The 25,538-nt window shown below is 59.2% G+C and carries 23 protein-coding genes; 16 read left to right on the top strand and 7 right to left on the bottom strand.

Annotation, left to right across the window (positions count from 1 at the left end):
- Window positions 1–31: 31 nt before the first annotated feature.
- The 16 genes from ACQY7X_RS04335 to asnB (ACQY7X_RS04260) all read left to right on the top strand — a co-directional run bounded on the left by ACQY7X_RS04335 (window position 32) and on the right by asnB (ACQY7X_RS04260) (window position 17,365).
- Window positions 32–682 carry a class I SAM-dependent methyltransferase gene (locus ACQY7X_RS04335; RefSeq protein WP_428248626.1) on the top strand — a complete coding sequence of 217 codons (651 nt, stop codon included), beginning with the start codon at window positions 32–34 and terminating at the stop codon, window positions 680–682.
- Window positions 682–1,515 carry a class I SAM-dependent methyltransferase gene (locus ACQY7X_RS04330; protein WP_428248625.1) on the top strand — a complete coding sequence of 278 codons (834 nt, stop codon included), beginning with the start codon at window positions 682–684 and terminating at the stop codon, window positions 1,513–1,515. Before ACQY7X_RS04335 ends, ACQY7X_RS04330 begins: the two co-directional genes overlap by 1 nt.
- A gap of 56 nt (window positions 1,516–1,571) precedes the next feature.
- The gene (locus ACQY7X_RS04325; RefSeq protein WP_428248624.1) at window positions 1,572–2,537 is read left to right on the top strand and encodes a Gfo/Idh/MocA family protein; all 966 of its coding nucleotides are present in this window, start codon (window positions 1,572–1,574) and stop codon (window positions 2,535–2,537) included.
- Window positions 2,538–2,549: 12 nt separating this feature from the next.
- Entirely contained in the window at window positions 2,550–3,119 is a 570-nt protein-coding gene (locus ACQY7X_RS04320) for an acyltransferase (RefSeq protein WP_428248623.1), read from the top strand.
- A complete protein-coding gene (locus ACQY7X_RS04315) occupies window positions 3,116–4,252 on the top strand; it encodes a DegT/DnrJ/EryC1/StrS family aminotransferase (RefSeq protein ID WP_428248622.1) in 1,137 nt (378 codons plus the stop codon). The genes ACQY7X_RS04320 and ACQY7X_RS04315 overlap by 4 nt, the downstream gene beginning before the upstream one ends.
- Window positions 4,249–5,418 (top strand): glycosyltransferase, encoded by a 1,170-nt coding sequence (locus ACQY7X_RS04310; RefSeq protein WP_428248621.1) that lies wholly within the window; start codon window positions 4,249–4,251, stop codon window positions 5,416–5,418. The genes ACQY7X_RS04315 and ACQY7X_RS04310 overlap by 4 nt, the downstream gene beginning before the upstream one ends.
- Window positions 5,419–5,502: 84 nt before the next feature.
- Complete coding sequence (locus ACQY7X_RS04305; RefSeq protein ID WP_428248620.1) at window positions 5,503–6,153, top strand: hypothetical protein; 651 nt, start codon at window positions 5,503–5,505, stop codon at window positions 6,151–6,153.
- 11 nt (window positions 6,154–6,164) lie between these two features.
- The gene (locus ACQY7X_RS04300) at window positions 6,165–7,160 is read left to right on the top strand and encodes an NAD-dependent epimerase/dehydratase family protein (protein ID WP_428248619.1); all 996 of its coding nucleotides are present in this window, start codon (window positions 6,165–6,167) and stop codon (window positions 7,158–7,160) included.
- Window positions 7,160–8,305 carry a DegT/DnrJ/EryC1/StrS family aminotransferase gene (locus ACQY7X_RS04295; protein WP_428248618.1) on the top strand — a complete coding sequence of 382 codons (1,146 nt, stop codon included), beginning with the start codon at window positions 7,160–7,162 and terminating at the stop codon, window positions 8,303–8,305. Before ACQY7X_RS04300 ends, ACQY7X_RS04295 begins: the two co-directional genes overlap by 1 nt.
- A gap of 197 nt (window positions 8,306–8,502) precedes the next feature.
- Entirely contained in the window at window positions 8,503–10,410 is a 1,908-nt protein-coding gene (gene asnB, locus ACQY7X_RS04290) for an asparagine synthase (glutamine-hydrolyzing) (protein ID WP_428248617.1), read from the top strand.
- Window positions 10,410–11,330, top strand: coding sequence for an NAD-dependent epimerase/dehydratase family protein (locus ACQY7X_RS04285; protein WP_428248616.1), 921 nt, complete (start codon window positions 10,410–10,412; stop codon window positions 11,328–11,330). The genes asnB (ACQY7X_RS04290) and ACQY7X_RS04285 overlap by 1 nt, the downstream gene beginning before the upstream one ends.
- A gap of 1 nt (window position 11,331) precedes the next feature.
- Window positions 11,332–12,492 carry a class I SAM-dependent methyltransferase gene (locus ACQY7X_RS04280; protein WP_428248615.1) on the top strand — a complete coding sequence of 387 codons (1,161 nt, stop codon included), beginning with the start codon at window positions 11,332–11,334 and terminating at the stop codon, window positions 12,490–12,492.
- A complete protein-coding gene (locus tag ACQY7X_RS04275; RefSeq protein ID WP_428248614.1) occupies window positions 12,489–13,193 on the top strand; it encodes a metallophosphoesterase family protein in 705 nt (234 codons plus the stop codon). The genes ACQY7X_RS04280 and ACQY7X_RS04275 overlap by 4 nt, the downstream gene beginning before the upstream one ends.
- Window positions 13,186–14,280 (top strand): ATP-grasp domain-containing protein, encoded by a 1,095-nt coding sequence (locus ACQY7X_RS04270; RefSeq protein ID WP_428248613.1) that lies wholly within the window; start codon window positions 13,186–13,188, stop codon window positions 14,278–14,280. Before ACQY7X_RS04275 ends, ACQY7X_RS04270 begins: the two co-directional genes overlap by 8 nt.
- Window positions 14,277–15,464: a glycosyltransferase family 4 protein gene (locus ACQY7X_RS04265; RefSeq protein ID WP_428248612.1), complete on the top strand. Its 1,188-nt coding sequence runs from the start codon at window positions 14,277–14,279 to the stop codon at window positions 15,462–15,464. Before ACQY7X_RS04270 ends, ACQY7X_RS04265 begins: the two co-directional genes overlap by 4 nt.
- Window positions 15,464–17,365: an asparagine synthase (glutamine-hydrolyzing) gene (gene asnB / locus ACQY7X_RS04260; protein WP_428248611.1), complete on the top strand. Its 1,902-nt coding sequence runs from the start codon at window positions 15,464–15,466 to the stop codon at window positions 17,363–17,365. Before ACQY7X_RS04265 ends, asnB (ACQY7X_RS04260) begins: the two co-directional genes overlap by 1 nt.
- On the opposite strand, the gene ACQY7X_RS04255 is transcribed toward asnB (ACQY7X_RS04260), so the two are convergent.
- The 7 genes from ACQY7X_RS04255 to ACQY7X_RS04225 are packed head-to-tail and all read right to left on the bottom strand — an operon-like array spanning window position 17,362 to window position 25,520.
- Window positions 17,362–18,576: an O-antigen ligase family protein gene (locus ACQY7X_RS04255; RefSeq protein WP_428248610.1), complete on the bottom strand. Its 1,215-nt coding sequence runs from the start codon at window positions 18,574–18,576 to the stop codon at window positions 17,362–17,364. The two genes, asnB (ACQY7X_RS04260) and ACQY7X_RS04255, sit on opposite strands and share 4 nt — an antisense overlap.
- Window positions 18,573–19,628: a non-hydrolyzing UDP-N-acetylglucosamine 2-epimerase gene (gene wecB / locus ACQY7X_RS04250; protein WP_428248609.1), complete on the bottom strand. Its 1,056-nt coding sequence runs from the start codon at window positions 19,626–19,628 to the stop codon at window positions 18,573–18,575. Before wecB ends, ACQY7X_RS04255 begins: the two co-directional genes overlap by 4 nt.
- The gene (locus ACQY7X_RS04245; RefSeq protein ID WP_428248608.1) at window positions 19,621–20,892 is read right to left on the bottom strand and encodes a glycosyltransferase; all 1,272 of its coding nucleotides are present in this window, start codon (window positions 20,890–20,892) and stop codon (window positions 19,621–19,623) included. Before ACQY7X_RS04245 ends, wecB begins: the two co-directional genes overlap by 8 nt.
- A 4-nt stretch (window positions 20,893–20,896) precedes the next feature.
- Window positions 20,897–22,825 carry an asparagine synthase (glutamine-hydrolyzing) gene (asnB, locus tag ACQY7X_RS04240; RefSeq protein ID WP_428248607.1) on the bottom strand — a complete coding sequence of 643 codons (1,929 nt, stop codon included), beginning with the start codon at window positions 22,823–22,825 and terminating at the stop codon, window positions 20,897–20,899.
- A 12-nt stretch (window positions 22,826–22,837) separates the two neighbouring features.
- Complete coding sequence (locus ACQY7X_RS04235; RefSeq protein ID WP_428248606.1) at window positions 22,838–23,338, bottom strand: acyltransferase; 501 nt, start codon at window positions 23,336–23,338, stop codon at window positions 22,838–22,840.
- Window positions 23,335–24,849 (bottom strand): lipopolysaccharide biosynthesis protein, encoded by a 1,515-nt coding sequence (locus ACQY7X_RS04230; protein WP_428248605.1) that lies wholly within the window; start codon window positions 24,847–24,849, stop codon window positions 23,335–23,337. The genes ACQY7X_RS04235 and ACQY7X_RS04230 overlap by 4 nt, the downstream gene beginning before the upstream one ends.
- A complete protein-coding gene (locus ACQY7X_RS04225; RefSeq protein ID WP_428248604.1) occupies window positions 24,846–25,520 on the bottom strand; it encodes a hypothetical protein in 675 nt (224 codons plus the stop codon). Before ACQY7X_RS04225 ends, ACQY7X_RS04230 begins: the two co-directional genes overlap by 4 nt.
- Window positions 25,521–25,538 lie beyond the last annotated feature (18 nt).

Genomic DNA, 25,538 nt, shown 5'->3' with positions numbered 1-25,538 from the left:
ACAGTCCGGCCAGTTTTGGCAAGGGGTAGAGATGTCGTTCGGCGGCGAGGCGGTCTATTTCAATCGGGTGCGGCAGGAAATTCTGCCGCTGCTGCCCGCCGCGCCCGGCCGTTATCTCGAAATCGGCTGCGGCGCCGGTGCGACGCTGGCGCATATCCGTGAACGCGGCCTGGCGACCTGGGCAGGTGGGATTGAATTCAGCCCCGAAGCCGCCAAGCGGGCGGCGGAGAAGGGTTTCGATCTGCTGCTGCAAGGCGATGTCGAGACCATGACGCTGCCGCTAGAGCCGGGCACGCTGGATGTGATCCTCTGCCTCGATGTGCTGGAGCATCTACGCGACCCCTGGGCGATGGTGGCCCGGCTCGCTGCATTGCTCAAACCCGGCGGCGCCCTGGTGGTCAGCCTGCCGAATATCCGCCACTACAAGATCGTGCTGGCGTTGCTGTTCCGTGGCCAGTGGCGTTATCAGGATGCCGGTATCCTGGATCGCACCCATCTGCGCTTCTTCGTGCGCGAAAGCGCCATCGAACTGCTGCAGGGTGGCGGCATGAGCGTGGAAGCCGTGCAGCCGCACGGCCTGAAGCGCTGGAAGCTGAAATGGATCCTCAACCGGCTGCTGTTCGGTGCGCTGACCGATCTTTTTGCCGAACAATTCCTGCTTCGCGGGCGCAAGGTATCGTGATGAATCTGCCGCAGCCGCCAGCCTCGGTCGACCAGAATCATTTCCGCTTCGGCGAGAACTGGTCAGATTTCTCGCGTCATATCGATCCGGCGCGTATTGACCAGGCTGAAGCCGATCTCGCGCGGCTGTTGCCGAAAGCCGACCTGAAAGACCGCCATATGCTGGATATTGGCTCGGGTTCCGGGCTATCGGCGCTGGCGGCTTTGCGGCTGGGCGCTGCCGCCGTGACGGCGGTGGACCTCGATCCAGATTCGGTGGCGACCAGCGCGGCGACACTGCGTCGCTATGCGCCCGAGGCGCGCGTGACCTGCCGCCAGGTCAGCGTGTTCGATCTCGATGCGGCGAAAGATGGTCATTTCGACATCGTGCATTCCTGGGGCGTGCTGCATCATACCGGCGCCATGTGGCCGGCAATCGAGCGGGCGGCTTCGCTGGTGGCGCCAGGTGGTCTGCTGGTGCTGGCGCTCTACCGCAAGACGCCGGTCTGCGGTTTCTGGCGGGTGGAAAAGCGGCTCTATTCCGCCGCGCCAGCCTGGTTGCAGGCCTCGGCGCGGGGCTTGTTCAAGCTGGCCTATCTTGCCGGTCTGCTGGCCACCGGGCGTAACCCTGCCACCTATATCGCGACCTATGGCGGCAAGCGCGGCATGAACTGGAGCCATGACGTGCATGACTGGCTCGGCGGCCACCCCTATGAATCCGCCGCGCCGGCGGAAGTACATGATTTCCTGGGGCAACATGGCTTCCGCCTGGAACGCGAATTCCTCAAGCCGGCGCCCGCCCTGGGCCTGCTCGGCTCGCCCTGCGACGAGTATGTTTTCCGCCGGACTCCTTGATCTTTGTCCATGGGGCCGCTACTGCATTTGCCAGCAGAACCCTGCGTGAGGGCCCCGTGACCAACCCGGATTCCAAGCGTTTCGCCCTGATTGGTGCCGCCGGCTATATCGCGCCGCGCCATATGAAGGCTATCCGCGACACCAAGAACGAGCTTGTGGCGGCGCTGGACCCGAAGGATAGCGTCGGCATCATCGACAGCTACTTCCCGGATGCCGATTTCTTCATCGAGTTCGAGCGGTTCGACCGCCATATCGACAAACTGCGCCGCAACGGCAAGCCGGTCGACTATGTCTCGATCTGCTCGCCGAACTATCTGCACGATGCCCATATCCGGTTCGCGCTGCGCAATGGCGCCCAGGCGATTTGCGAAAAGCCGCTGGTGCTGAACCCGTGGAATATTGATGCGCTGGCCGAGATCGAAAAGGAATCGGGCAGCCGCATCTACAACATCCTGCAACTGCGGCTGCATCCGGCGATTCAGGCGCTGCGGCAGAAGGTGGCGGCGGCACCGGCCGACCATGTGTTCGATGTCGATCTGACCTACCTGACCTCGCGCGGCCACTGGTATTTCACCAGCTGGAAAGGCGCCAATGACAAGGCGGGTGGCATCGCCACCAATATCGGCGTGCATTTCTTCGACATGCTGTCCTGGGTGTTCGGCCAGCGCCAGAGCAGCGTTGTGCACCTGCATCGCCCCGATGTCGCAGGCGGCCTGCTGACTTATGAACGGGCGCGCGTGCGCTGGTTCCTGTCGGTGAATGCTGAGCATTTGCCACCTGCAGCGGTTGCCGCCGGCAAGCGCACTTACCGCTCGATCCTGATCGGCGGCGAGGAACTGGAATTCAGCGAAGGCTTCACCGACCTGCATACCGCCAGTTACCAGGATATCCTGGGCGGCGGTGGTTTCGGCCTGGAAGCGGCGCGGCCCAGCATCGAAGCAGTGCATGATATCCGCCATGCCGCCATTGTGCCGTTGCAAAATGACTATCATCCCTTCTGCCGCAATGTGGCGGACAGCTGAAGCAGTTCGGCCATGAGCGCTTCCTGGACCGCCCATCCCACGGCAATCATTGATGACGGCGCCCGCATCGGCGCAGGCACCCGCATCTGGCACTGGGTGCATGTATGCGGCGGCGCCGAGATCGGCAGCGGCTGCTCGCTGGGCCAGAATGTCTTTGTCGGCAACCGGGTGAAGATCGGCAATGGCGTGAAGATCCAGAACAACGTCTCGGTCTACGACAACGTGATCATCGAGGACGGCGTATTCTGCGGCCCCAGCATGGTGTTCACCAACGTGTTCAATCCGCGCGCCGAAGTTTCGCGCAAGGATGAATACCGCAACACCCTGGTGAAACACGGCGCCAGCATCGGCGCCAATGCCACTATCGTCTGTGGTGCTACCATCGGGCGTTATGCCTTCATCGGCGCCGGTGCCGTGATCACCAAGGATGTGCCGGATTTCGCATTGATGACCGGCGTGCCGGCCCGCCGCACGGGCTGGATGAGCCGTGCCGGCCTGCGGCTGGGTCGTGATCTGGTCTGTCCGCAGGATGGCTCGCGCTACCGCTTGACGGAAGCCGGCCTGCTGGAAGAAGTGGCATGAGCGGCGCCATTGCCTTTGTCGACCTGCAGGCGCAGCGCCGCCGGCTCGGCGATGGCCTGGACCGCGCCATTGCCCGCGTGCTGGAGCATGGCGGCTTTATCCTTGGCCCGGAAGTGGCGGAGCTTGAGCGCCAGCTAGCCACTTTCTGCGGCGTTCGCCATGCCATCACCTGCGCTAATGGCACCGACGCCCTGCAGCTTGTACTGATGGCGGAAGGTGTCGGCCCTGGTGATGTGGTTTTCGTGCCGGGCTTCACCTTCGTTGCTTCCGCCGAGGTGGTGGCACTGGTGGGGGCCACGCCGCTGTTTGTCGATGTGCTGCCGGGCAGCTTCAATATTGATCCAGCTAGCCTCAAGGCCGGTATTGATGAAGCCAAGCGCCTTGGACTCAAGCCGCGTGTAGTGATGCCTGTGGATCTGTTTGGCCAGCCGGCCGATTACGGCGCCATTGGCGCCATCACTGCCGAGCATGATCTGCTGCTGCTGGCCGATGCAGCGCAGAGTTTTGGCGCCCGGCGCGACAACCGCCGCGTCGGCACGCTAGGCGCCTATACCGCCACCAGCTTTTTCCCGGCCAAGCCGCTGGGCTGCTATGGCGATGGCGGTGCGATCTTCACCGATGATGACGCCAAGGCTGATCTGCTGCGCTCGTTGCGTTTCCACGGCAAGGGTGACGACAAGTACAATAACGTGCGCATCGGCATGAACAGCCGGCTGGATACGTTGCAGGCAGCCATCCTGATCCAGAAGCTGAGCATCTTCGAGGATGAGATCGTGGCGCGGCAGCGGATTGCCGACAGTTACAACGCAGCTTTCGAAGGACTGGCGCAGCTGCCGCTGCTGGATGCAGGGGCGACCTCGGTTTGGGCGCAATACACGCTGGTGGTGCCGGATCGCGCGGTGGTGGCGAAAGCCTGCCAGGCGGCGGGCATCCCCACGGCGGTTTATTATCCGATTCCGCTTAACCGCCAGGCGGGCTACGGCCATTATCCGGTGGTGCCTGGCGGTCTGCCGGTTTCGGAAAGACTGGCGGCGCAAGTGATCAGCCTGCCGATGCATCCCTATCTTGAAGATGATGTGCAGCAGCGCATCATTGCTGTGGTGCGTGCGGCACTGGGTGCGGCAGCGCCATGAACGGCGCGGCGCCGCGGCCATCCAAGCTGCTGGCGGTTGCCAATGGGCTCGATGTCGGCGGCACCGAACGCCACCTGCTGCAAATCCTGCCGATGCTTAAACGGCGCGGCTATGATGTGCGGCTGCTGCTGCTGCGCCGCGGCGGCGCCTTGGAAGCCGAGATGGCGGCACAGGGCATCCTGATCCATGGCGGTCCGTTACGCGGTTTTCCACTGCGGCCGCTGCTCGGTTTCTGGCATGCGGTACGGCTGATCCGGCAATGGCAGCCGGATATCGTGCATTGCTTCCTGCCTGAGGCCTATCTGATGGGTGGCACTGCGGCTGCGCTGCTTGGCGTACCCGTGCGGGTGATGAGCCGCCGCAGCCTGAATGACTATCAGCGCAAGCATCTTCTGGCCGGCTGGCTGGAACGCCGGCTGCACCGGCATATGACCGCGCTGCTTGGTAATTCCCAAGCTGTTGTGGCGCAGTTGGCCGCCGAGGGCATGCCGGCGGAGCGGATCGGCTTGATCTATAACGGCGTTGCCTTGCCGGCCGTGAAGCATGGTCGTGCCGAGGTGCGGCAGGCCTTTGGCCTGGCGCCGGAGACATTGGTTTTCGTTCTGGTGGCCAACCTGATTCCCTACAAGGGTCATGCCGACCTGATCGAGGCGGTGGCCAAGGCCGGCACGCGGTTGCCGGCCGGTTGCCGCTTTGTCTGTGTCGGCCGCGATCAGGGCCATGGCACGGCATTGCGGCTGCTGGCCAAGATGCAGGGCGTTGCCGACCGTTTTCTGTGGCTTGGGCAGCTTGCCGACCATGGCCAGGTGGCGAGCCTGCTGGCCGCCGCCGATGCCGGATTGCTGGTCTCTCACGAGGAAGGTTTTTCAAACTCGGTGCTCGAAGGCATGGCTGCGGGGCTGCCGATGCTGGTCACCGATGTGGGGGGCAATGCCGAGGCGGTGGGGGAATGTGGCCTGGTGGTGCCGGCCCGCGAACCGGCGGCGCTGGCCGAGGCGCTGGTCATCCTGGCCGATCCGGCCCGCCGGGCCGCCTTGGGACAGGGAGCAGCGGCCCGGGCTGCCGCGCGGTTCTCGATGTCGGCGATGATTGATGGTTATGATAATTTTTACAAAGACTTAGCCGCAGGGCGCGAGGCTGTTGGCCCCGGACCCGAGAGGCGGTAGTCATTATTCACATCGTGAATGACAGGGCTTGACGTTCACGCGGTGAATGATATAAGTCGCTAGAATATAAACAAAAATCCTGCGATGAAGCCCAAGACCGATACCGATCTGAACTTCCTCAGTGCTGTTGAACGCGGCGAGGTGGTGAGCCAGAGCACACTGGCCCAGCGGCTAGGCATTGCTGTCGGCCTGATCAATGCCCTGCTGAAGCGGGCGGTGGGCAAGGGCTATGTGAAGGTGCGCCAAGCGCCCTACAAACGCTATGCCTATTACCTCACCGCCAAGGGCTTTGCCGAAAAAAGCCGGTTGGTGGGCGAATACCTTGAATCGTCACTGCAATTCTTTCGCCTCGCACGGCTCGAATACAGCGAGATATTCCAGCGCGCCCGAGGCTCCCGGCTGGAAAACCTGGTGCTGGCGGGGGATGGCGAACTGGCCGAGATAGCCCTGCTGTCGGCCAATGCCGAGGGGCTGCGGGTGTGGGCCATCATCGATCCTGCCAGCAACCAGGAGCGGCGCCACGGTGTGCCGATCCTGAAAAGCCTGGATCTGCTGGAAACCGCACCGGACGCGGTGATCCTGACCGCCTCGAAAGAGCCGCAACGCTTGTATGAAGCGTTGCGGGCGGCTAATCCATCGCTGGCCATCCAAGCGCCCGCTCTGCTGCGAATCACCTTGCAGCATGGCGAACAAACTCTGCCTAGCAGCAGCTTCGAAATCCCCAAGGAATCCTGAAAAGAGCAGTCATGGATATTCGCGGTAAGAAATTCGTCGTCATCGGCGGCGCCGGCCTGATCGGTTCGCATGCCGTGGACCATTTGGTTTGCGAGGATGTGGGCGAAGTTGTGATTTACGACAACTTCGTGCGCGGCACGCAAGAGAACCTCTCCGCTGCGCTGAAAGACCCGCGCGTGAAGATCTATGATGTCGGTGGCGATATTTGCCAGACCGATATTCTCAACGCGGCGCTGAAGGGCGTTGATGGCGTGTTCCATTTCGCCGCGCTGTGGCTGCTGCAATGCCATGATTTCCCGCGCGCCGCCTTTGATGTGAATATTCGCGGCACCTTCAATGTGCTGGAAGCCTGCGTCGCTCAGGGCGTGAAGCGGCTGGTTTATTCTTCCTCGGCCTCGGTCTACGGCGATGCCGTGGAGGAACCGATGACCGAGGATCATCCGTTCAACAACAAGAATTTCTACGGCGCCACCAAGATCGCCGGCGAGGCGATGGCGCGCGCCTTCCATCACCGCTATGGCCTCAATGTCGCTGGCCTGCGTTACATGAATGTCTATGGCCCGCGCCAGGATTATCATGGTGCCTATATCGCCGTGATCATGAAGATGCTGGATGCCATCGATCGTGGCGAAGGCCCCACCATCCTTGGCGATGGCAGCGAGGCGTTCGACTTCGTGGCCGTGGAAGATTGCGGCCGCGCCAATCTCTGCGCCATGAAGTCTGATGCCGTGGACCGCTTCTACAATGTCGGCACCGGCAAGCGTACCTCGCTGAAGGAACTGGCCGAGATGCTGCTGCAGCTTACCGGCTGCAATCAGCCGATCCAGTATGCGCCCCGCAGCCAGGCCACCCTGGTGCGCAACCGTATCGGCAGCCCCAAACTGGCGAGCCGGGATATCGGCTTCGATGCCGAGATCGACTTGCGCGACGGCCTGCGCCGGCTGATCGAGTGGCGCCGCAATCATATCGAACAGGTGGCGGCACGCCGCCGCAAGGTGGGTCTGTGATGTCAGAGAGGCGTTCCATCGCCATTTCGCTGCCTGCCACTGGCGAAGAAGAGTGGCAGGCCGCTCGCGAACCGATCATGTCGGGCTGGCTCACCCAGGGGCCGAAGGTTGCGGCTTTCGAGAAGAATTTCGCGGCCCGCCATGATGTGAAACATGCGCTGGCCACCACCTCCTGCACCACGGCTTTGCATCTGGCGCTGGCGGCGCTTGGCATCGGCCCGGGCGACGAAGTGATCGTGCCGTCCTTCACCTGGATTGCCACCGCCAATGTGGTGCTGTATTGCGGCGCCACGCCGGTGCTGGCGGACGTAGACCGTACCACGTTCAATATCGATGCTGCCGATGTGGCACGCAAGCTGACGCCGCGTACCAAGGCGGTGATCGCGGTGCATCTGTTCGGCCTTTGCGCCGATATCGATGCCTTGCGCGCCGTGCTGCCGGCTGGCCTGCCGATTATCGAGGATGCCGCCTGCGCCGCTGGCGCCAGCTACAAGGGGCGTGCGGCCGGTGGGCTTGGTGAGATGGCTGCCTTCTCGTTCCATCCACGCAAGTCGATCACCACCGGCGAAGGCGGCATGCTGACCAGCAATGACGACCGCCTTGCCGATATCGCCAATATGCTGCGCAACCATGGCGCCTCGATTTCGGAAGAGCAGCGCCACAAGGGGCCGCGTCCGTATCTGCTGCCGGAATTCAACCTGCTCGGTTTCAACTATCGCATGACCGACCTGCAGGGCGCGGTCGGCCTGGTGCAGCTTGGCAAACTCGACACCTATATCACCGAGCGGCAGAAATATGCCGAGTATTACCGCGAGAAGCTGTCACGGCTGAACTGGTTGCGGCTGCCGGAAGTTCCGGTTGATGGCGCCCATGCCTGGCAGGCCTATGTCACCTATGTCGATCCCGAGCGCGCGCCGATGCCGCGTAACGACATCATGGAGCGTCTGCAATCCAGGGGTATTTCGACCCGACCGGGTACTCATGCCATCCATATGCTTGGCTATTACCGCGAACGTTTCGGCTGCCAGGTTGATGACCTGCCCGGCGCGCGTGATTGCGACGCCCACACCATGGCGATTCCGCTACATAACCGGATGACCGCCGAAGACTATGCCTATGTCGCCGATGCCCTCCTCAGTCTCTGACGTGGCCTTGCCCGACTGGTTGTGGCGCTATCTTGGCGCCGCACAGCATGACGTGCCGAGCAACCGTGCCTTAGTTTCCGCGGCACATGAACGGATCGAGCAGATATACGGTTGCCATCGGTACGATTTGTGCAGCACGCTACCCCAGTCGATCAAGGAAGTGGCGATAACCATTGCGACGATGAAGCGGTAAGGCCATGTGTGGCATAGCGGGCCTGCTCAATCTCGATCAGCAACCGGCCTCGCCGGTGCTAGTGCGGGCCATGACGGACGCACTGGCTCACCGCGGCCCGGATGGTGACGGCATCTATACCGACGGCGCGCTCGGCTTTGGGCATCGCCGCCTGGCAATTATCGATCTCTCTCCGGGTGGCCGCCAGCCAATGCTGACCCAGGATGGCCGTTACGCCATCACCTATAATGGCGAACTCTATAATTTTCAGGAATTGCGTGCGGAGCTGCAGGCTCAAGGGTGCCGCTTCCAGTCGCGTAGCGATACTGAAGTGCTGCTTCAGGCCTGGGCGACATGGGGGCCGGCCGCGCTGGGCCGTTTTAATGGCATGTTCGCCTTCGCCTTGTGGGATGCGAAAGAACGCCGGCTGTATCTTGCGCGCGACCGTTACGGCATCAAGCCGCTCTACTATCGTCGTAATGGCAATGTGCTGCTGTTCGGCTCGGAAGCCAAGGCCTTGCTGGCACATCCCGCCGGCAGTGCAGCGCTGGATTTGCCGGCGCTGATGGAATACATGACCTTCCAGAATTTCTTCACTGATCGCACCTTGTTCAAGGATGTGTGTCTACTGCAGCCTGGCTGCTACATGGCTGTCGATCTGGCGCGTGGCGGCAGTCAGGTAGAACGCTACTGGGATTATGATTTCCGTGAACCTGATGCGCCTCATGCCGATGAGGCCGAATATGCCGAAGAACTGGATCGGTTGTTCTGTCAGGCGGTGAGCAGGCAGTTGATCAGCGATGTGGATGTCGCTTCCTATCTCAGTGGTGGCATTGATTCCGGCTCCATCACGGCTGTTGCGGCCGGCCAGCTCAGCAATCTACGCACCTTCACTTTGGGCTTCGACCTCAATTCCGCTTCCGGCATCGAGCTGGGCATGGATGAGCGGCGCGAGGCCGAGCACATGTCGTATCTGTTTAAGACTGAACAATACGAGATGGTATTGAAGGCCGGGGACATGGAACGCTGCATGCCGAGATTGGTGCGGCATCTAGAGGAGCCGCGGGTGGGGCAGAGCTACCCGAATTTCTATGCTGCCCAGCTTGCCAGCAAGTTTGTCAAGGTGGTGCTAGCTGGCTCTGGTGGTGACGAATTATTCGGCGGCTATCCCTGGCGCTATTATCGCGCCGTGGTGAATGACGATTTCGACCATTATGTCGACAAGTATTATGCTTTCTGGCAGCGACTGGTACCGAATTCGCTGCTGCAGCCAATGTTCGCACCGGTGGCATCCGAGGTGAAGGGAGTATGGACGCGGGACATTTTCCGCGATGTATTTCATCGCCACGCCGATCAACTCACCCGGCCGGAAGATTACGTCAATCACTCGCTCTATTTCGAGGCCAAGACATTCTTGCATGGTTTGCTGGTGGTGGAGGATAAAATCAGTATGGCACATGGATTGGAGAGCCGGGTGCCGTTCCTCGATAACGATCTGGTCGATTTTGCTATGCGTCTGCCGCTCAGTATGAAGCTCGGCCAACTCGGCGAAGTGGTGCGGCTAAACGAAAACGAACCTGGTGCCAAAACCGCCAAATATTTCGAGAAGACGCGGGACGGAAAACTGCTGCTGCGTAAAGTGATGCGTCGCCATGTGCCTGAAATCATCAGCGACGGTGAAAAGAAGGGCTTCTCTGCTCCGGATGCCAGTTGGTTTCGTGGCGAGAGCATTGACTACGTCAAGCGGGTCCTGGGCGACAAGCGGGCCCGGATCTACGACTATCTAGATCACTCGATGGTGTGGCGGATGGTAAGTGAGCACCTGGAGGGCCACCAGAATCGCCGCCTGTTGATCTGGTCGCTGCTTTATCTGGAGCAGTGGTGTGGCACCTTCTTGAGTGGCGCCGCTGAACAGCAAGCCGGTGATAGGTGATGGGGGCGACGGAGCACGGTTCATCGAGTCCGTCTCCTGCCTATCGTGGCCGAGTGGCGATAACCGGTGCGGCTGGATTGCTTGGCCGCGCGGTAATCGATGCATGTACAAGGCGTGGATGGGAAACGTGCGCCATTGTGAGAAGCAATGCGCCCGCCGGCGCTGTGTCTTCAGTACAAGCTGACCTGTCTGCAGAAGGTATCCGGCTTCAGGCTCGAATGCCTTCACCACCAGATGCGATTATCCATTTGGCCGCCGCTGTGCCGCATGCAGCGGAATTTCCCGATACGGCGGTAACTGCCGAATTGACGCGCCGGATTGATCGTTGCGTTTATGCCGCTGCTGCCGATTGGAGCATCCCAGTTATCTATGCTTCAAGTTGCGGCCTCTATGACCGGATCGATCCTAGTTGGAAGACAGAAGAAACGCCATTGCGATCAGCTTCTCCTTATTTTGAGGCGAAACAGGATGGCGAGGCATTATTCCTGACTTTGCCGCAAACAGCAGTAATGCGTCTCTCGGCACTTTATGGCCCGGGCTTGCGCCGCCATCTTGTGCTGGCACGATTTATAACTCTGGCGCGGACCGGTCAGGCCCTATCGGTTTGGGGCAGTGGCCAGCGGGAACAGGATTTCCTGCATGCCGCCGATGCCGCCAACTTCATTCTGGCGGCCCTCGATGCGGCCGCGAAGGGTATATACAATATCGCATCGGGGCAGCCGGTCACGATGATGCAGTTGGCAAGCTTGGTAACGCAAATCCTTGGCGGTGTGGTCAATCGCGAGGCTAAACCCGATCCGTTGGAATGCGAAACCGCTCGCTACGATATTGCAAAGGCGAAGCGAGATCTGGGCTGGTTTCCGACCATCAATATCGAGAAAGGTATTGTCATGCTTGCAGGCGAAGTGTTCGGTGCCTGAGATGACGGTAGAACTCTGGAAAACACAGCATCTTCCCTTCACCATCGGAGCGATGACGACGGCCGAGAACGGTCCGGGCTTGCCCGGAACGCTGCCATTTGTTTTAGGGTTTGATGATCGCCTGGGCCTTGTCAGGCAAGTGCCGGATGAATCCGTCACACGCTATCTGGCGCGGGCTTATGCAGTTGGTTCTCTACTTGGCACCGCAATGGACGATACGCCGCTCGGGCGGCACTATGCCGAAGATTTCGTCGCTTTTCTGGAACGCAATGTTGCGCAGGGTATAGCCGGTCGGCGTGTACTGGAAGTGGGGGCGGGACGCGGCTTTCTGTTGCAATGCCTGCAGGCTAAAGGCGCAGAATGTCTGGGTATCGAGCCCGGCCTGGCCAACGCGCCATATTGGGCCAGATATGGTGTTTCGGTGCTTGCCGACAGCTTCCCCAGTCCGCGCTTATCGGGAAATTTTGATCTTGTTCTCGCCTATGCGGTATTGGAACACATTGCCGAACCTGCGGATTTCCTGACGGCTGTTATCGATTCACTGCGGCCTGGAGGTATGGTTGCCTTTTCAGTGCCCGATTGCACGCCTTTCATCGCTGCTGGCGATCCAGCCATGCTTCTGCACGAACACTACATGTACTTCACAGCGGATAGTTTGACGCGACTGTTTGCCTATCATGGCCTCCGTGCCTTGAGCGTCGAGCGGGCCGGTTATGGTGGTGCGCTCTATGTCATTGCCGTCCGAGATCCGAATATCGTTGCCGAAGAAATAGCCGGGGCCACAGAAGCCGAGACATCTACCGTAATGCGCTATGGGGGAAAATGTGAGGCGCTGATCGAACGTGTTTCCACATTGGTATCACGGTATGCCAAAAGTGGTCGCAGCCTAGGCATATACTGTCCGGCGCGCGGATTGTCTTTCCTGCCGCCCGATGCGGCTTATCGGTTTTTTGACGATGACCCGGAGCTTACCGGCCGTTATTATCCGCCATTCAAGGTACCTGTTGAGTCGCGGGAGAGGTTGATTGGCAGCCCGGTAGATGAATTGTGGATTCTGTCCAGAACCTTTGGTGAGCGGCTGCGTGGGGTTTTGAATGCCGAACCGGCGTTGTTCGGTTGCTGTATCAGGGTCTTGGATGAGTTGGTGCCGGAGGTTGAATGATCCACGGCTTGCTGTCCGACGCCCATGGCAATGTTGAGGCTTTTAAGCAGGCCATCGCGTTGTTGCGTCGGTTCGGTGCGGAGCAGCTTCATTTTCTAGGTGATGCTGTCGGTTATATGCCTGGCTTGGGTGTACTGGATGCGTTGATTGATGCTGGCATACCGGCGGTCATGGGCAACCATGAGGAACTGCTGTTGGGCGGGGAGATTTCTTCGTCGCGCGATGCCATTTATCGCCTGATGCAAACACGAGCCATTCTTACCGAGGCGCAGAGGCAAACGGTATCGGCATGGCCTAGGCAGCGTCGATGGTTGGCGCCGTGCGGCGCCGTGCTGCTGGTGCATGGCAGCCCTGCATCGCCAACCCATGGATATGTCTATCCGGATAGCGATCTCGGGGATTTTCATCTCGCACCAGGAACGACAGTATTCATGGGGCATACCCATCGTCCTTTCCTACGCGAACAGGCAGGTGTGCGCTATGTGAACATAGGTAGCTGTGGCCTGCCGCGCGATGCCGGTTCCCTTGGATGTGTTGGATTGTTTGATGATACCTCTGGCGAGGTGCGCTTGATGCGGTTCGATATCCGAGATGCTACGCATGCAGCCTTGCGGCGCCTCGGTGAAATTCATCCGGCTGTGCGGGCTGTATTCGAGCGGCCGACGCCAGACGATATTGTTGGAGAAGTCTGCGATGCCTGAGCCAATTACTGTACTTGTAAGTGCCATCGGTGGGGGGGGGCATGGCGAGCAGATACTGAAGGCACTGCGGGCCGCCGTCCCGGGCTCCTATCGCATTATTGGTGGCGATATCTCGCCGCTCTGTCCGCAATTTTCCATGGTGGATGTTCCGGTTCTGCTGCCGCGAGCGTCATCGCCAGAGTATATTGATGCTCTGCTGGCACTTTGCGCCCGCTATAATGTGCAGGCCGTGTTCCATGGTTGTGAGCCGGATTTGCAGGCCATGAGCCGCGAACGCCAACGTTTTGCCGATATCGGCGTGCTGCTTCCGATCAACCCAGCATCGGTAATTGATATTTGCATGGACAAGGTGCGCACTGCCGAATTCCTGTCCCGGCAAGGCTTTAAGACTCCTCGCTATCAGGTACTTGGCGCTGACAGTGATTTGTCTGCGGTGGATTATTTTCCCGTTGTGGTGAAGCCATCACGTGACAGCGGTGGTTCGCAGAATACTTTTATCGCACAGACGCCGCGTGAACTGGAAATTCTGGCGGAGTATGTTCGCTCCACTGCGAATACATTCATCATCCAGGAATATGTTGGCGACTTTAGGTCCGAATTCACGGTCGGCGTATTGCACGATTTGGATGGAAATTTTCTCAATTCTATTGCTGTGCATCGTGCGTTGAGCGGAGGACTGAACGTGCGCATGTCAGTTCCCAATATTACAGGCCGCAAGTCCCTGGGCGAGAAACTGGTGATAAGCTCTGGCGTAAGCCATGGCTTTGTCGACAAGTTTCCAGAAATTACAGGGCCCTGTGAAGCGATTGCCAAAGCCCTTGGTGCGCGTGGTGCTATTAACATTCAGTGCCGTATGACTGATGAGGGTTTGTATATTTTTGAAATCAATCCGCGTTTCTCGGGCACCACTTCATTGCGTGCCTTGGTCGGATACAACGAGCCGGACCTCCTGCTGCGCCATCATCTGCGTGACGAAAGACTGGAGCCCCGCTTTTCCTATGGTAAGGGTTGGGTGATTCGGACTTTATCCGAAACATTACTGGATGGGACCGATGTGCCTAATTGGCAAACATTGTTGTCACCATGAAAATGCCTGTTATTCGCGGTGATGAGAGGATCAATCATCCAAGCCTTATGACATTCGGCGTTCTCAGGGTTGGGGAAATGCTGGAAAAGGGCAATGTCTGGTATGTTCGAGTTTACGAATGCTTTTTTAAACGAGTTGATGTCGTTTATTTGCTGGGTCGACGGCAACTGCCGCTCACTCAAGGCTGCACTACACTTAATACCGTTGGCACGGGCATATCATTGCTCGATTTGCTCCTGGCGCCGGTGACGCTATATTTTGAGGCGCGGCGCCTCTCGCCCGATGTCTGTATCACGCCGGACCAGGTTTTTTCCTGGTGGACCGCCAGCTTGGTTCGCTTGCTGCTTCGCAAGCGCGTTATACTTATGCCGGTATCCATACCGGAGGAACTCTACCGCGATTATGGCGTCAGCATGTCCGGCTTGCCAATCTGGATGGAGCGGCTGATGCTGCGCCTCAGTTACGCATGTGCCTATCGAGTTCTGACCGCCCATGCCGCTGGAGGCTATGTTTCGATTTTTGGCGCGTATCCGCTGTCCCGCAACAAGCTGTTTGTGGTGAAGAGTTTCGGCGAGGCAATGCCCGCTCCTGGATTTGTCAATGCTTTAGCAGATCTACCACCACATGACCCGACCCAGCTCGGGGACCCAATGACCCTGGTATATGTAGGCCGCATGAATCGGGAAAAGCTGGTGGAAGATCTGCTTCGAACGCTGCGCCGTTTGATCGACCTGCGGCCCGAGCGACATTTCCGTTTACAGCTGATCGGCGATGGGCCGGACCGCGCGCGGCTGGAGGCGCTTGCGGACGAGCTTGGCGTGAGAGGCTCTGTTGTTTTTATGGGGGCTCTCAACAATGCCTTGATCCCGCAGCAATTGGTGGCGGCAGATGTATTTCTGTCACCACTGACTGGTATGTCATTGCGCGAAGCCGCATGTGTGGGGATGCCGATCATCGCGTATAATCGCGATTGGATCGTTGGCATGCTGCGCCACGAAGAAAATGCTCTCCTGGTCCCATCGCGCGATGTGAGTGGAATGGCGGAGCAAATATTGCGCATGATGGATGATCCTGAGTTGCGTATCCGCTTGTCGCAAGGTATTCGCGCGTTGGCTGACGAATTGTGGTCTGAATCCGGTCTGCGCGAGTCACTGGCCCAGTTACATGTTCTGGTGACGCAGTAATGTGCGGTTTGGCCGGATTGCTTTGCCCGGGCGGCGGACGGCTTGATAAATTGCAGCGAGATTTGGCCAAGATGACGACGGCCATTGCCTATCGTGGCCCGGATGATTGTGGTTTTTGGTGCGATGCCGAGGCCGGGATTGCCTTGGGGCATCGCCGCCTGGCCATTATAGATTTGAGCAGTGAAGGCGCGCAGCCTATGCAGTCCGCGTCAGGTCGCTACAGTATTGTGTTCAACGGCGAAATCTATAATTACCGCGACCTGCGTGCGCAGTTGCAGAGCGAAGGCGCCCGTTTCCGTAGCCAGTCGGATACCGAGGTGCTGCTGGCCGGTTTCGAGTATTGGGGGGTGGACGCGACCCTGCGTGCGGCCAACGGCATGTTCGCCCTGGCGCTGTGGGATGCCGATGAGCGCAGCCTGATCCTGGCGCGCGATCGTTTCGGCCAGAAGCCGCTGCTTTATGGCTGGCTGGGCGGCACCTTCCTGTTCGCCTCCGAACTCAATGCGCTGGCGGCTCATCCCAGCTTTGCTGCCACTCTCGAACCAGTGGCAGTGTCGCTGCTGCTGCGCTACGGCAATATCCCGGCACCATGGACGATTCATCGCGACTGGCACAAGCTGCCGCCGGGCTGTGTGTTACGGCTCTCCACCGATATGCAGCCGGGGCAATTGCCGACTCCTGTCGCCTACTGGTCGGCAACTGATTCGGCACTGGCTGGCCTTACCGATCCTTTCCGTGGCAGCCGGGCCCAAGCGGCAGAACAGCTCGATGCCCTGCTGCGCGATGCGGTACGGCTCTGCATGGTGTCTGACGTCCCGATTGGCGCTTTCCTGTCCGGTGGCATCGATTCCTCCACCGTGGTGGCCATCATGCAGGCCCTGGGTGGGCCGCCGGTGAAAAGTTTCAGCATCGGTTTCCGCGAACCGGCGCTGGATGAAGCGCTCTATGCCCACGCCGTGGCGCAGCATCTGGGCACCGATCATACCGAATTGTATGTCGAGGAGACGGATGCGCTGGCGGTAGTGCCGCAACTGGGCCGATTCTACGACGAGCCCTTCGCCGATTCTTCGCAGATTCCGACTTATCTGGTGTCGCGCTTGGCTCGGCAATCGGTGACGGTTTGCCTGTCCGGTGATGCCGGTGATGAATTGTTTGGCGGTTATGACCGCTACGCCCTCGCGGCGCGCCTGGCCGGTGTGGCGGCGATGCTGCCAAAGCCACTGCTCAGCTTGGGCTGCGGCCTGCTGCAGGCATTGCCGGCAGCGATGCTGAATCGCCTTTCGCCTTTTATCGGCGACAAGCTGCATCGTCTGGGTGATGCCCTGTCGCCTGGCGATGTCGCGGGTATCTATGCACGACTGTTGCGACAATCGCCGCTATCGGTGGCAGGCATCGGCGGTGATCTGCGCGAGCGGCCGGAGGATTGGCTGCGGCTTGATGATGCACGGCAGATGATGATGTTGCTCGACACAGTGACATACCTGCCCGACGATATCCTGGTGAAGTTGGATCGCGCGAGCATGGCGGTGAGCCTGGAGTCGCGTGTGCCGCTGCTCGATCATCGGCTCTATGAATTCGCTTGGCGGCTGCCACGCGATTTCAAATATGGCGATGGCGGTGGCAAATTGATCCTGCGCGATGTACTGCATAAATACCTGCCGGGGCATCTCATAGAGCGGCCAAAGAAGGGGTTTGGTGTGCCGCTGGATCGCTGGCTGCGTGGCCCCTTGCGCGATTGGGCGGAAAGTCTTCTCACACCTCAGGCACTCGGGGCCAGTGGCCTGCTCGATGGGCTGCCGATCCGGCGTTTATGGGAAGAACATCGCGATGGTCGACGTCGCTTGCCGCATGCGCTGTGGTGCGTGCTGATGTTTCAGGCTTGGTGCACGGCCCGGCGCTAGCTACGAGTATTGCCGAAGCTGCGTAGAGCCGCGAGCAGTAAGCTGAAACTGACGCCAAGAAATCCGATCCACCAGCTATGCCAGGAATTGAACGAAGCCAGGAAGTAGATCAGTGCGGTGACATAACAACCAGTACCGGCGGCCCGCATAGTATTACGCAATTTATCTGACGAAAGAGCATGCCAGATCGTACCATGGCCGGCCAGAAGCAGAAGTCCGCCGGGAATACCTAGCTCAAGCCAGAATTGCAGAACACCGTTGTGCGGATGGCTCGGCACCTGTTCGCCGCCGCTAGGCAGCATCGCTCCGGCTCCAGGTAGCGCACGAGCGGCATCGATGCCCCAGCCGAGCCAAGGACGTTCTAGGAATCGCTCTGCTACAAAGTCCCACACATGCAGACGATGTACTGCAGAATAATGCAGATTCGGATAGATTTTCAGCAGGGTTTCGGCATTGAAGAACAGGCCTAGCAGTACAGGCAGTAGCAGCATACTGAGCCCGATTACGAGCATAATGGCGCCCAGCGTAATCCGTCCGCCCAGCCGGATCAGTATTGCCGTGCCTAGGCCGGCGCAAAAGGCCAGTTTGGCGGTCACCTGCGGTGAGATATAGGCCGCGATGGCCCCCAGCAGCAGAAGGGCCAGAGGCAATATCGGCCGGCGATGCAGCCAATAAGCCGCCAGCAAGGCTGGCCACATTGACAATGTGACGAAGACGCCGGCTCGGATATTAAGATTGGGAATCCAGTCATTGCGCCGTTTAAGTAATCCGATGGTTACGGCATACACCTTGCCGCCACTCAGTTGATCGAATAGCAGCAATGCCACGAGTAGCGTAAAGCCGATGATAAGGCTGTAGGCGAAGTGGCGGTGCCACGCCGAATATTGTGTTGCATCAAAACGCTGTGCTAGTGCCAGTAGGCATGCTGCGGCGATCAACAGAGCACTGAGCCCCTGCATGGTTTCCAGCGAGTTCGTGCGGTCGATAGACCAGAGCGCACTGGCCCAGCCCAGCAGAATCCATGCGCCGAGTAGCTTTGTGGATGGCAGTGAAAGAGCCGGCAATAAATCGCGCCGGATTGTCAGCAGGATCAGTGCGGTCAAGCCGGCCACCACACCAAGGGCGGCGAAGCCCTTGGCTGCAAAAAAAGCCATCAGGCTCGCGGCGGGTGCCAGAGTGGTGAAGAACCGCAGCGGTGTCCCGGCGTTCATCTCAACGACTCTCCCATCAGCGTGGCAATACGCTCGGCGGCATGGCCATCACCATAATCGCGAATCGGGCGGCGTGGTGCATATTCTGGTTCATGCCACAGACGATTCCAGCCGCAGGTGATCGTCTCGAGCCATTCGGTTTCGCCGCGTAGCGTAATGCATGGTTTGCCATGAAAATATGCTTCCTTCTGCACGCCGCCAGAATCGGTGAACACGCAGGCGCAGTCGGCTAGCAGGCGCGACATATCAAGGTAGCCCAGCGGCTCGATCACATGCAATCCATCCAATGCGATGCCGGCGCGGCTGGCAGCACCAGCAGTACGTGGATGCAGGGGTAAAACGATGGGCTGCCGTTCCGATTCCTGATGCAGATAGGAAATAATGCGATTGAGTTGTTCTGGATCGTCAGTGTTCTCCGCGCGGTGAACGGTGGCAACAGCATAATTCCCGGCAACGAGGCCGAGGCGAGATACGATCTCGGAATGCAAACGCGCGGGTTCGCGAGTCAGAAGTACAGTGTCATACATCACATCGCCAACCATATGGACGCCATGCTCGATGCCTTCACGCTGCAAATTGCTGATTGCTGTTTCAGTTGGGCAGAAAAGCAGGCGGCTTACATGATCGGTGAGTATGCGATTGGTCTCTTCCGGCATTGTCCGGTTGAAGGAGCGTAATCCAGCTTCGACATGCGCGATGGGAATCTGCAGCTTGGCAGCGGCCAGTGCGCCAGCCAAGGTCGAGTTGGTGTCGCCATAAACCAGTAGCCAGTCTGGTTTCTCCTCCAACAGAACCTGCTCAATTCCTATCAGCATGCGACCAGTCATCGCGCCATGGCCGCCTCCATGAATGCCGAGGTGATGCCGCGGTTCCGGGATGCCGAGTTCGCGGAAGAATATCTCCGACATTTTGAAGTCGTGGTGCTGGCCAGTATGGACCAAGATTTCCTCAAATCCACCATGGCGCAAGAAGGCGTGACTAAGCGCCGCGGCCTTGATGAATTGCGGCCTCGCCCCGACAATGGTCGCGACACGAACTTTCTTGTTAGGCATCCTTAAACCCGATTTCGCTCAAGAATCGCATCAACACATCGAATTGTGCTGCTCGAGACAAGCCCATTTTGGCTTCTATTGGTGGCGGTGATATCCCGCCTGCCGCTTTATCAGCCAGCCATTGGCGTAATTGCATCGCTATTGCCTGCGGCTCATTCAGTACTTTGCCGAGGCCGCGCTCGCGGATCAAGTCCGCAGCCACGCCGTCCTCGCAGCCAAGGGTAAGGATTGGTCGACCGGCGCCAGCATATTCAAACAGCTTGCCAGTGAACACACCGCGCTCGCGCGGATCGTTCCACAATAGCAGGAGCAGGATATCGGCATTGGCTTGCAGCATCTGGGCCTGCCGTAGAGGGACTGGCGGGCGGATTATCACGCAGTCTGCAACTCCTTGTTGCCGGGCTGCGTCTTCGACACCGCGCAATTCCTGGCCATAAAAATAGACTTTGACCGCAGCGCGTTCGGCAGGAGACAGCAAGGCGAGTGCGGCAAACAGGTTGGTGGGATCGCGGCGGCCAGGATAGATAATGCCGGTATAGAGGATACTCAGGTTCCGCGGATCCAATTCCGGTGTCGGCTGGATGCTGGCATAGCCGGTTGGATCGTAGCCATTCATCACCACGGCGGTGCGTTTGCCATATCGGCGTTCCAATGACTCTGCCAGCAGGGCCGAAACTGTGACGCAGGCTGTTGCGGGTGCCAGCACGCGGCGCTCGACATAGCCATCGAAACCTTGGCGCCAGTCCGGCGTGTTGCCGTACGGATTTTCCGTGAAGAGATCGCGATACTCTGCCACCCAGCGTGCACCAATATGCTGGCTCAACCGATGTCCGATCAGGTGATCCGTGAAAGGGAGGGCGGTCGAATAGATCAAATCTGGCTGCCAGCCACGCAGTATCTTGCGGCCGGCACGGATTGCCGCAGGATACCAGCCGATTTGGCCATCAGGCACGCCGATCAGGCCTTTGGCCAGATTTATCAACATTTGCCGCAACCCGGTTCTTGTTGTGGATTGGGAGCCGCCGGTGCCTCCTCTGGCGCGCCGAAGCAGGGCATGAGGTGCGAAAACGTTGAGCCAGCCGGTCGCCACCACTCGCTCGGGCGGGAAACTGCTGGCCATGGTTGCGGGATAGCCGGGGTCATGTGCTGTCAACACACGGACATCATGACCGCGCGCCAGCAGATATTCTGCCAGAAGGCCGGCCCGCACCGAGCCGCTCGCGTTGTAGGGTGGAAAGGCAAAGCTAATAAGCAGAATCTTCAAGGTATCACCTTGTCCGGCCGGTATTATCGAAATCAACGTTGAACAGGTTTGCCCACCGCAAGAAGTTCAAGCAGCGCCATGAAGCAGGGTCGTAGCCTCTGGTGCCGGTTGCCAGTTGCTCCAGTTTGCCGCGCACCAGTGGCGTGAAACAGGGGGGGAGGCGTTCCGGTATCGATTCCCGCACCAAGCGGTGCAATCTGCTGTCGTTCGCGAACCACTGAGCTTCGGGTGTCGCAAACCCGATCTTGTCCCGGCGATCGAGAATCGCATCGGGAACTATGCCGCGCAGTGCCTGACGCAATACTGATTTTGTGGTGCCATTCTGGTCAATCAGCAAAGCATCTGGAAGGCTTGCGGCGAAATCTGCCAGGCCGGTAGTGAGGAAAGGAACGCGATTCTCTACAGACACCCGCATTGCATTGCGATCCGCATATCGCAGCAGCATCGGCAGACTGGAGCCATAAGTGGCATCGAACAACTGCTCCTGCAATGGCGTTGACTGCGGTCGGCTCTCCCGCCAGGGCGCGGCGGTATCCCCGAACCAGTCAGCATGTAGCCAATCAGGGATCATGGAGCGGCCCAGCCATCGACGCAGTTGGCCTTGCAAACTATCGGGCAGAAAAGGTGCTAGGGCCATCATCGCTGTGGTGCGGTGGTGGTCAGGCATACGCCGCAGCAGGGTTAGTGCTTCGCGCCAGGCACCGCGAGCGATCAGGCCCTGCAGGCGTGCGGCGCGGAATACTGTGTAGCCTGCAAACAACTCATCTGCGCCCTGTCCGTCCAAAACCACTTTGTAGCCAGCATCATGCACGGAGCGGAAAACATGTGCCTGCGCCCACATGCTACTGGTGCCGAACGGTTGTTCCTGGCTGATGATTAAATCATCAAGCTCGATCGCTAGATCGGTACTGTTTAGTGTGACGCGATGCAACTGGCCATCGACTTGCTGGTTGACGATATTGATCCAGTGACTTTCGTCGAGGTCGGTGTTACCGGCAATGTAACTAAATAACGGCAAGCCCGGTTCAACTCCGAGATTGGCGCGCATGGCGCAGACGATGCCACTGGAGTCGATGCCGCCAGAGAGTGTTGCGGCCACGGGCACGTCAGCGGTCATGTGCAGCCGTATGCTATCAATGAACAAGGCACGCAATTCTTCCGCCGCCACCTCTGGGCGCAGTCCTTCGCGGCGTTGTGTCGTTACCTGCCAATAGCGTTGCGGCGTGACCTGCTCTGGTCGATTGAGGTCAATCTCCACCCCATGTGCGGCCGGCAATTCGCGGATATCGTTGAACAGCGTCGCGCCACCCTGGTTCGTGATGGCATGACGCAAGTAGCGGAATGCCGCCGCACGATCAACTTGTCTGGAAGCCGCTTTCACAGCCAGCAGGGGTCTGATTTCCGAAGCAAAACAAAATTGTTCGGGTGAGACTGCATAATGCAACGGCTTAATGCCAAAGGGATCGCGAGCAAGTATTAATTTTTGCCGGACGGTATCGAGAAAGGCGAAGGCAAACATGCCGACCAAGCGATCCAGGCAGGCTAATCCTTCACGGATCAGCAACTGGAATAATACTTCGCTGTCGGAGCTGGACTGAAATCGGCAACCAACTAATTCCAGTTCACTACGCAATGCCTTGTAGTTATAGATTTCACCGTTGAAGACAAGTGCATAGCGGCCAGAGGGATCGGCCATCGGCTGCCAGCCAGTGGGTGAGAGGTCGACAATCGACAGGCGGCGATGGACCAGTGCCACATGACCATTGCCGAGTGTTGCCGCGTCACGGCCAAAACACATCGATTCGTTGCGATGCCAGAGCATGAATCCCCAGTCATCCGGACCGCGATGCTGCTGCGACACAGATAATTGTGTCAGCGTTACCGCCGGATTGGCGAGCGGACGGGTGCTAATGATGCCAGCTATGCCGCACATGCTACGATGTTCCTAAAGCTGCCGCACGGCTCTTGCCGGGCTGCCCGCGATCACCACTTTGCCTTCTGGGAAAGAGCTTCGAACCACGCTGTTGGCGCCGATCACGGTGTTGTCGCCCAGTGTTACGCCAGGCAGGATGATGGCGCCGAAGCCAATCCAGCAATTCCGCCCGATCCTGATTCCGCTGGTCGGTGGGGCATCATCGAGGTTGGCGAAGTCATGTGTCTGCGACATAATGCAGATATTGGCACTCCAAATGGTGCCTTCGCCGATGTGCAAGCCATCGGCCGCATTGATGTAGCAACCGCCACTTACCGCAAGGCTGCGCCTTACCCGCAGACAGCGATTCTCGATCTTCAACCCCTTGGGGTGCAGCACGCGCGTGGTGAAATGCTTGTTGTATGGACAATCGGCATCAATGCGGATCAGCCGTTGGAACAGCGTATTGGCTAGCCAGAGAGGCAGGCCAGTGCCGGCCGGATAATTCAGCAGATCGAACAGCTTTTGCTTCATGTTTCGCGAGTCCTGGGCAGAACGACGCACCACTCGATGACGGCACGGGCCGGGCGATGGATAAAGCCGGGCAGGCGGGGCAGATGTCCTTGCAGCATATCGATGCCACAAAGCCAGCCTAGCCGGCGAGCCATCAGCAGCAGGGTGGGGGTGGCGGCTAAGGTCGCGGCGATGGCTATGAAAATATTGCCGAAGGCGAGGAGCAGCGATGCTGCAATGCTGACGCAGCCAGCAAAGGCCATGCCGCGGATCCCCGAGTGATCGGGCTCAGGGGTGAGTTTGTTATAGAAATTTGTGAAGGCAAGGGCGCATAAGGTCCAGACCGACAGCACCGTCGCCAATGCTGCGCCCTCAATACCCAGCCAAGGTATCAGCAGCAGGTTTCCGGCAGCATTCACAAGGGCTGCGACGATATTGAACAGCACGGCTCGGCCGATCATGGTTTCATTCGCCATTATTAGCGGATTGAGCAGTGTGATTAGTAACTGCGCCGGCAGGGTCGCCAGCAGCACGGTCAGTGGTGCTCCAGCGCCGGTATAGGCGGTGGGCCATAGCGGGCTATGCGTCAAGCCGCGCAGTAGCAATAGGCCGAGAGGTAGCAGTGCGGTGGCTAGTAATGCCACGGCCAATGCCAGACGCAAGACGCGATAAATCTCATCGCGCGACCGAGACAAATGCATGTCCGTGAGGCGCGGGGCCAGTACGGCAGAGAAAGGGATTAGAATGCCACCGATCAGGGCGTAGACGCTGCTGGCCCAGCCATAAAGGCCGGCATGGACGGTATCGATCATCAACTGCACGAACCACAGGCCCATCCAGGTGGCGAGAATGCCGGCGGTGGAGCCGAAAGGCAGCCGCCAGCCGTAGCTCAGCATGCGACGCAGCAACATTGCATCGAACAAAGGTGCTGCCCCTCGCACCGGCAGGCGGGAGACTGTCACGGCGGTGGCCAGCGCCCAACCCAAGGCCGTGCCGAGCAGGAGGCCATCGGCGCTGGCAGGCAACAGGCTGAGAAAACCAAGCATGCAGGCGAGCGGGCCAAGTTTTGCCAGAAATTGCCCCAGCCCGTATCCGGTGAATCGGTTGGCGGCCTGGCCAGTATAGCTGGCTGCTTCCGACAGGGTCATGGTCAGCAATGCCAGTGCCAGCAACGGCCAATGCGCCAAGGCGAATGTGAAGCGGCCATGAAATAGCCAAGCGCATAGCATGAGTGCCACTGCAAGCAATATTGCAATTGCCGCTTCGGCTACAAGAGCTGTCCCTGCCACGGTCCATACCGAGCCGCCCTGATTGAAGTGCTCGCGGGCAAACCGCAAGATGGTTTGGTTCAGCCACGACAGAGCGATGCCGCCGATTACCTGCGTGATGCTGAGCAGCAGGCTGTATTCACCATACATGGCGGGAGGCATTGCTTTCGCCGCCAGCGTTACAGTGGCGGCGGCAACAATGAATGCGGCTCCCTGGAAACCGAGAATCTGTAGCCATTGCCGCAGCATGGCAGCCAGTGTCATGGCTCGGCCTCAGGCGATTCACTGACTGGCATTGCCTGGGCAATGCGCAACAAGGGGGGCGCGAAAATGCGCTGACGCCCTAGCCGCTCGGCCCAATGATCGAAGCTGACCTGGGGCTGCTCCGCATCGCTGAGCAGGATAAAGTCATGTGGTGTCAGATCGTCGGAGTCGCGCAGCACCGGCAATCCGCAAAAATGCTGACGATTGGTTCTGGCATCGAGCAGGCCTGCCAAGGCGATGCCGGTTTCATTGGCACTCAGCACAGCTATTTCTGCCAATTCGCCACTGCCGACGAGAAATAGGCGGCCGCCTGGCGGCAATAGTGCTGCCATATGTTGCAGGCAATCGGTGTATTCAGCGCGTGCACGGCGGAAGAAATGCAGGGAGTCGGTGAGATATTCGGAGACAAGACGGGATTTTTCGCTGAAGCCGTGGGGTGTCAGGTAATAGGCATAGCGCCGTGCCGGCGCCTCGCGCACCTTCACAAGGCCTTTCTGCACCGCGCGGCGCAGCAAGGCATTCAGTAATCCGATGGCGATGCCGACGCGTCCTGCAAGGCGCCGCTGGTTGTTGGCCTCGCCGCTGTCAATAGCCTCAAGCAACGCCAAGGTTTCCCGCCGATAGGGCTCTTGTATCATCGCTACAATATTAGACCTGGAGTTGATGTTCATATCATGAACAATGCCATG

The sequence above is a fragment of the Ferrovibrio sp. genome (assembly GCF_965278975.1).
GTDB lineage: Bacteria > Pseudomonadota > Alphaproteobacteria > Ferrovibrionales > Ferrovibrionaceae > Ferrovibrio.
Note: the sequence above shows the minus strand (reverse complement) of the source record. Positions and strands in the feature narration are given on the sequence as shown.

What these genes read in the sequence shown, in the direction of transcription:
- ACQY7X_RS04335 (WP_428248626.1), top strand. Translation starts at nt 32, where the DNA reads ATGTCGTTCGGCGGCGAGGCGGTCTATTTCAATCGGGTGCGGCAGGAA.
- asnB (WP_428248611.1), top strand. Translation starts at nt 15,464, where the DNA reads ATGTGCGGTTTGGCCGGATTGCTTTGCCCGGGCGGCGGACGGCTTGAT.
- ACQY7X_RS04275 (WP_428248614.1), top strand. Translation starts at nt 12,489, where the DNA reads ATGATCCACGGCTTGCTGTCCGACGCCCATGGCAATGTTGAGGCTTTT.
- ACQY7X_RS04270 (WP_428248613.1), top strand. Translation starts at nt 13,186, where the DNA reads ATGCCTGAGCCAATTACTGTACTTGTAAGTGCCATCGGTGGGGGGGGG.
- ACQY7X_RS04330 (WP_428248625.1), top strand. Translation starts at nt 682, where the DNA reads ATGAATCTGCCGCAGCCGCCAGCCTCGGTCGACCAGAATCATTTCCGC.
- ACQY7X_RS04315 (WP_428248622.1), top strand. Translation starts at nt 3,116, where the DNA reads ATGAGCGGCGCCATTGCCTTTGTCGACCTGCAGGCGCAGCGCCGCCGG.
- ACQY7X_RS04310 (WP_428248621.1), top strand. Translation starts at nt 4,249, where the DNA reads ATGAACGGCGCGGCGCCGCGGCCATCCAAGCTGCTGGCGGTTGCCAAT.
- ACQY7X_RS04295 (WP_428248618.1), top strand. Translation starts at nt 7,160, where the DNA reads ATGTCAGAGAGGCGTTCCATCGCCATTTCGCTGCCTGCCACTGGCGAA.
- ACQY7X_RS04230 (WP_428248605.1), bottom strand. Translation starts at nt 24,849, where the DNA reads ATGACACTGGCTGCCATGCTGCGGCAATGGCTACAGATTCTCGGTTTC.
- ACQY7X_RS04280 (WP_428248615.1), top strand. Translation starts at nt 11,332, where the DNA reads ATGACGGTAGAACTCTGGAAAACACAGCATCTTCCCTTCACCATCGGA.
- ACQY7X_RS04285 (WP_428248616.1), top strand. Translation starts at nt 10,410, where the DNA reads ATGGGGGCGACGGAGCACGGTTCATCGAGTCCGTCTCCTGCCTATCGT.
- ACQY7X_RS04225 (WP_428248604.1), bottom strand. Translation starts at nt 25,520, where the DNA reads ATGAACATCAACTCCAGGTCTAATATTGTAGCGATGATACAAGAGCCC.
- ACQY7X_RS04265 (WP_428248612.1), top strand. Translation starts at nt 14,277, where the DNA reads ATGAAAATGCCTGTTATTCGCGGTGATGAGAGGATCAATCATCCAAGC.
- ACQY7X_RS04235 (WP_428248606.1), bottom strand. Translation starts at nt 23,338, where the DNA reads ATGAAGCAAAAGCTGTTCGATCTGCTGAATTATCCGGCCGGCACTGGC.
- ACQY7X_RS04300 (WP_428248619.1), top strand. Translation starts at nt 6,165, where the DNA reads ATGGATATTCGCGGTAAGAAATTCGTCGTCATCGGCGGCGCCGGCCTG.
- asnB (WP_428248617.1), top strand. Translation starts at nt 8,503, where the DNA reads ATGTGTGGCATAGCGGGCCTGCTCAATCTCGATCAGCAACCGGCCTCG.
- ACQY7X_RS04305 (WP_428248620.1), top strand. Translation starts at nt 5,503, where the DNA reads ATGAAGCCCAAGACCGATACCGATCTGAACTTCCTCAGTGCTGTTGAA.
- ACQY7X_RS04320 (WP_428248623.1), top strand. Translation starts at nt 2,550, where the DNA reads ATGAGCGCTTCCTGGACCGCCCATCCCACGGCAATCATTGATGACGGC.
- wecB (WP_428248609.1), bottom strand. Translation starts at nt 19,628, where the DNA reads ATGCCTAACAAGAAAGTTCGTGTCGCGACCATTGTCGGGGCGAGGCCG.
- asnB (WP_428248607.1), bottom strand. Translation starts at nt 22,825, where the DNA reads ATGTGCGGCATAGCTGGCATCATTAGCACCCGTCCGCTCGCCAATCCG.
- ACQY7X_RS04255 (WP_428248610.1), bottom strand. Translation starts at nt 18,576, where the DNA reads ATGAACGCCGGGACACCGCTGCGGTTCTTCACCACTCTGGCACCCGCC.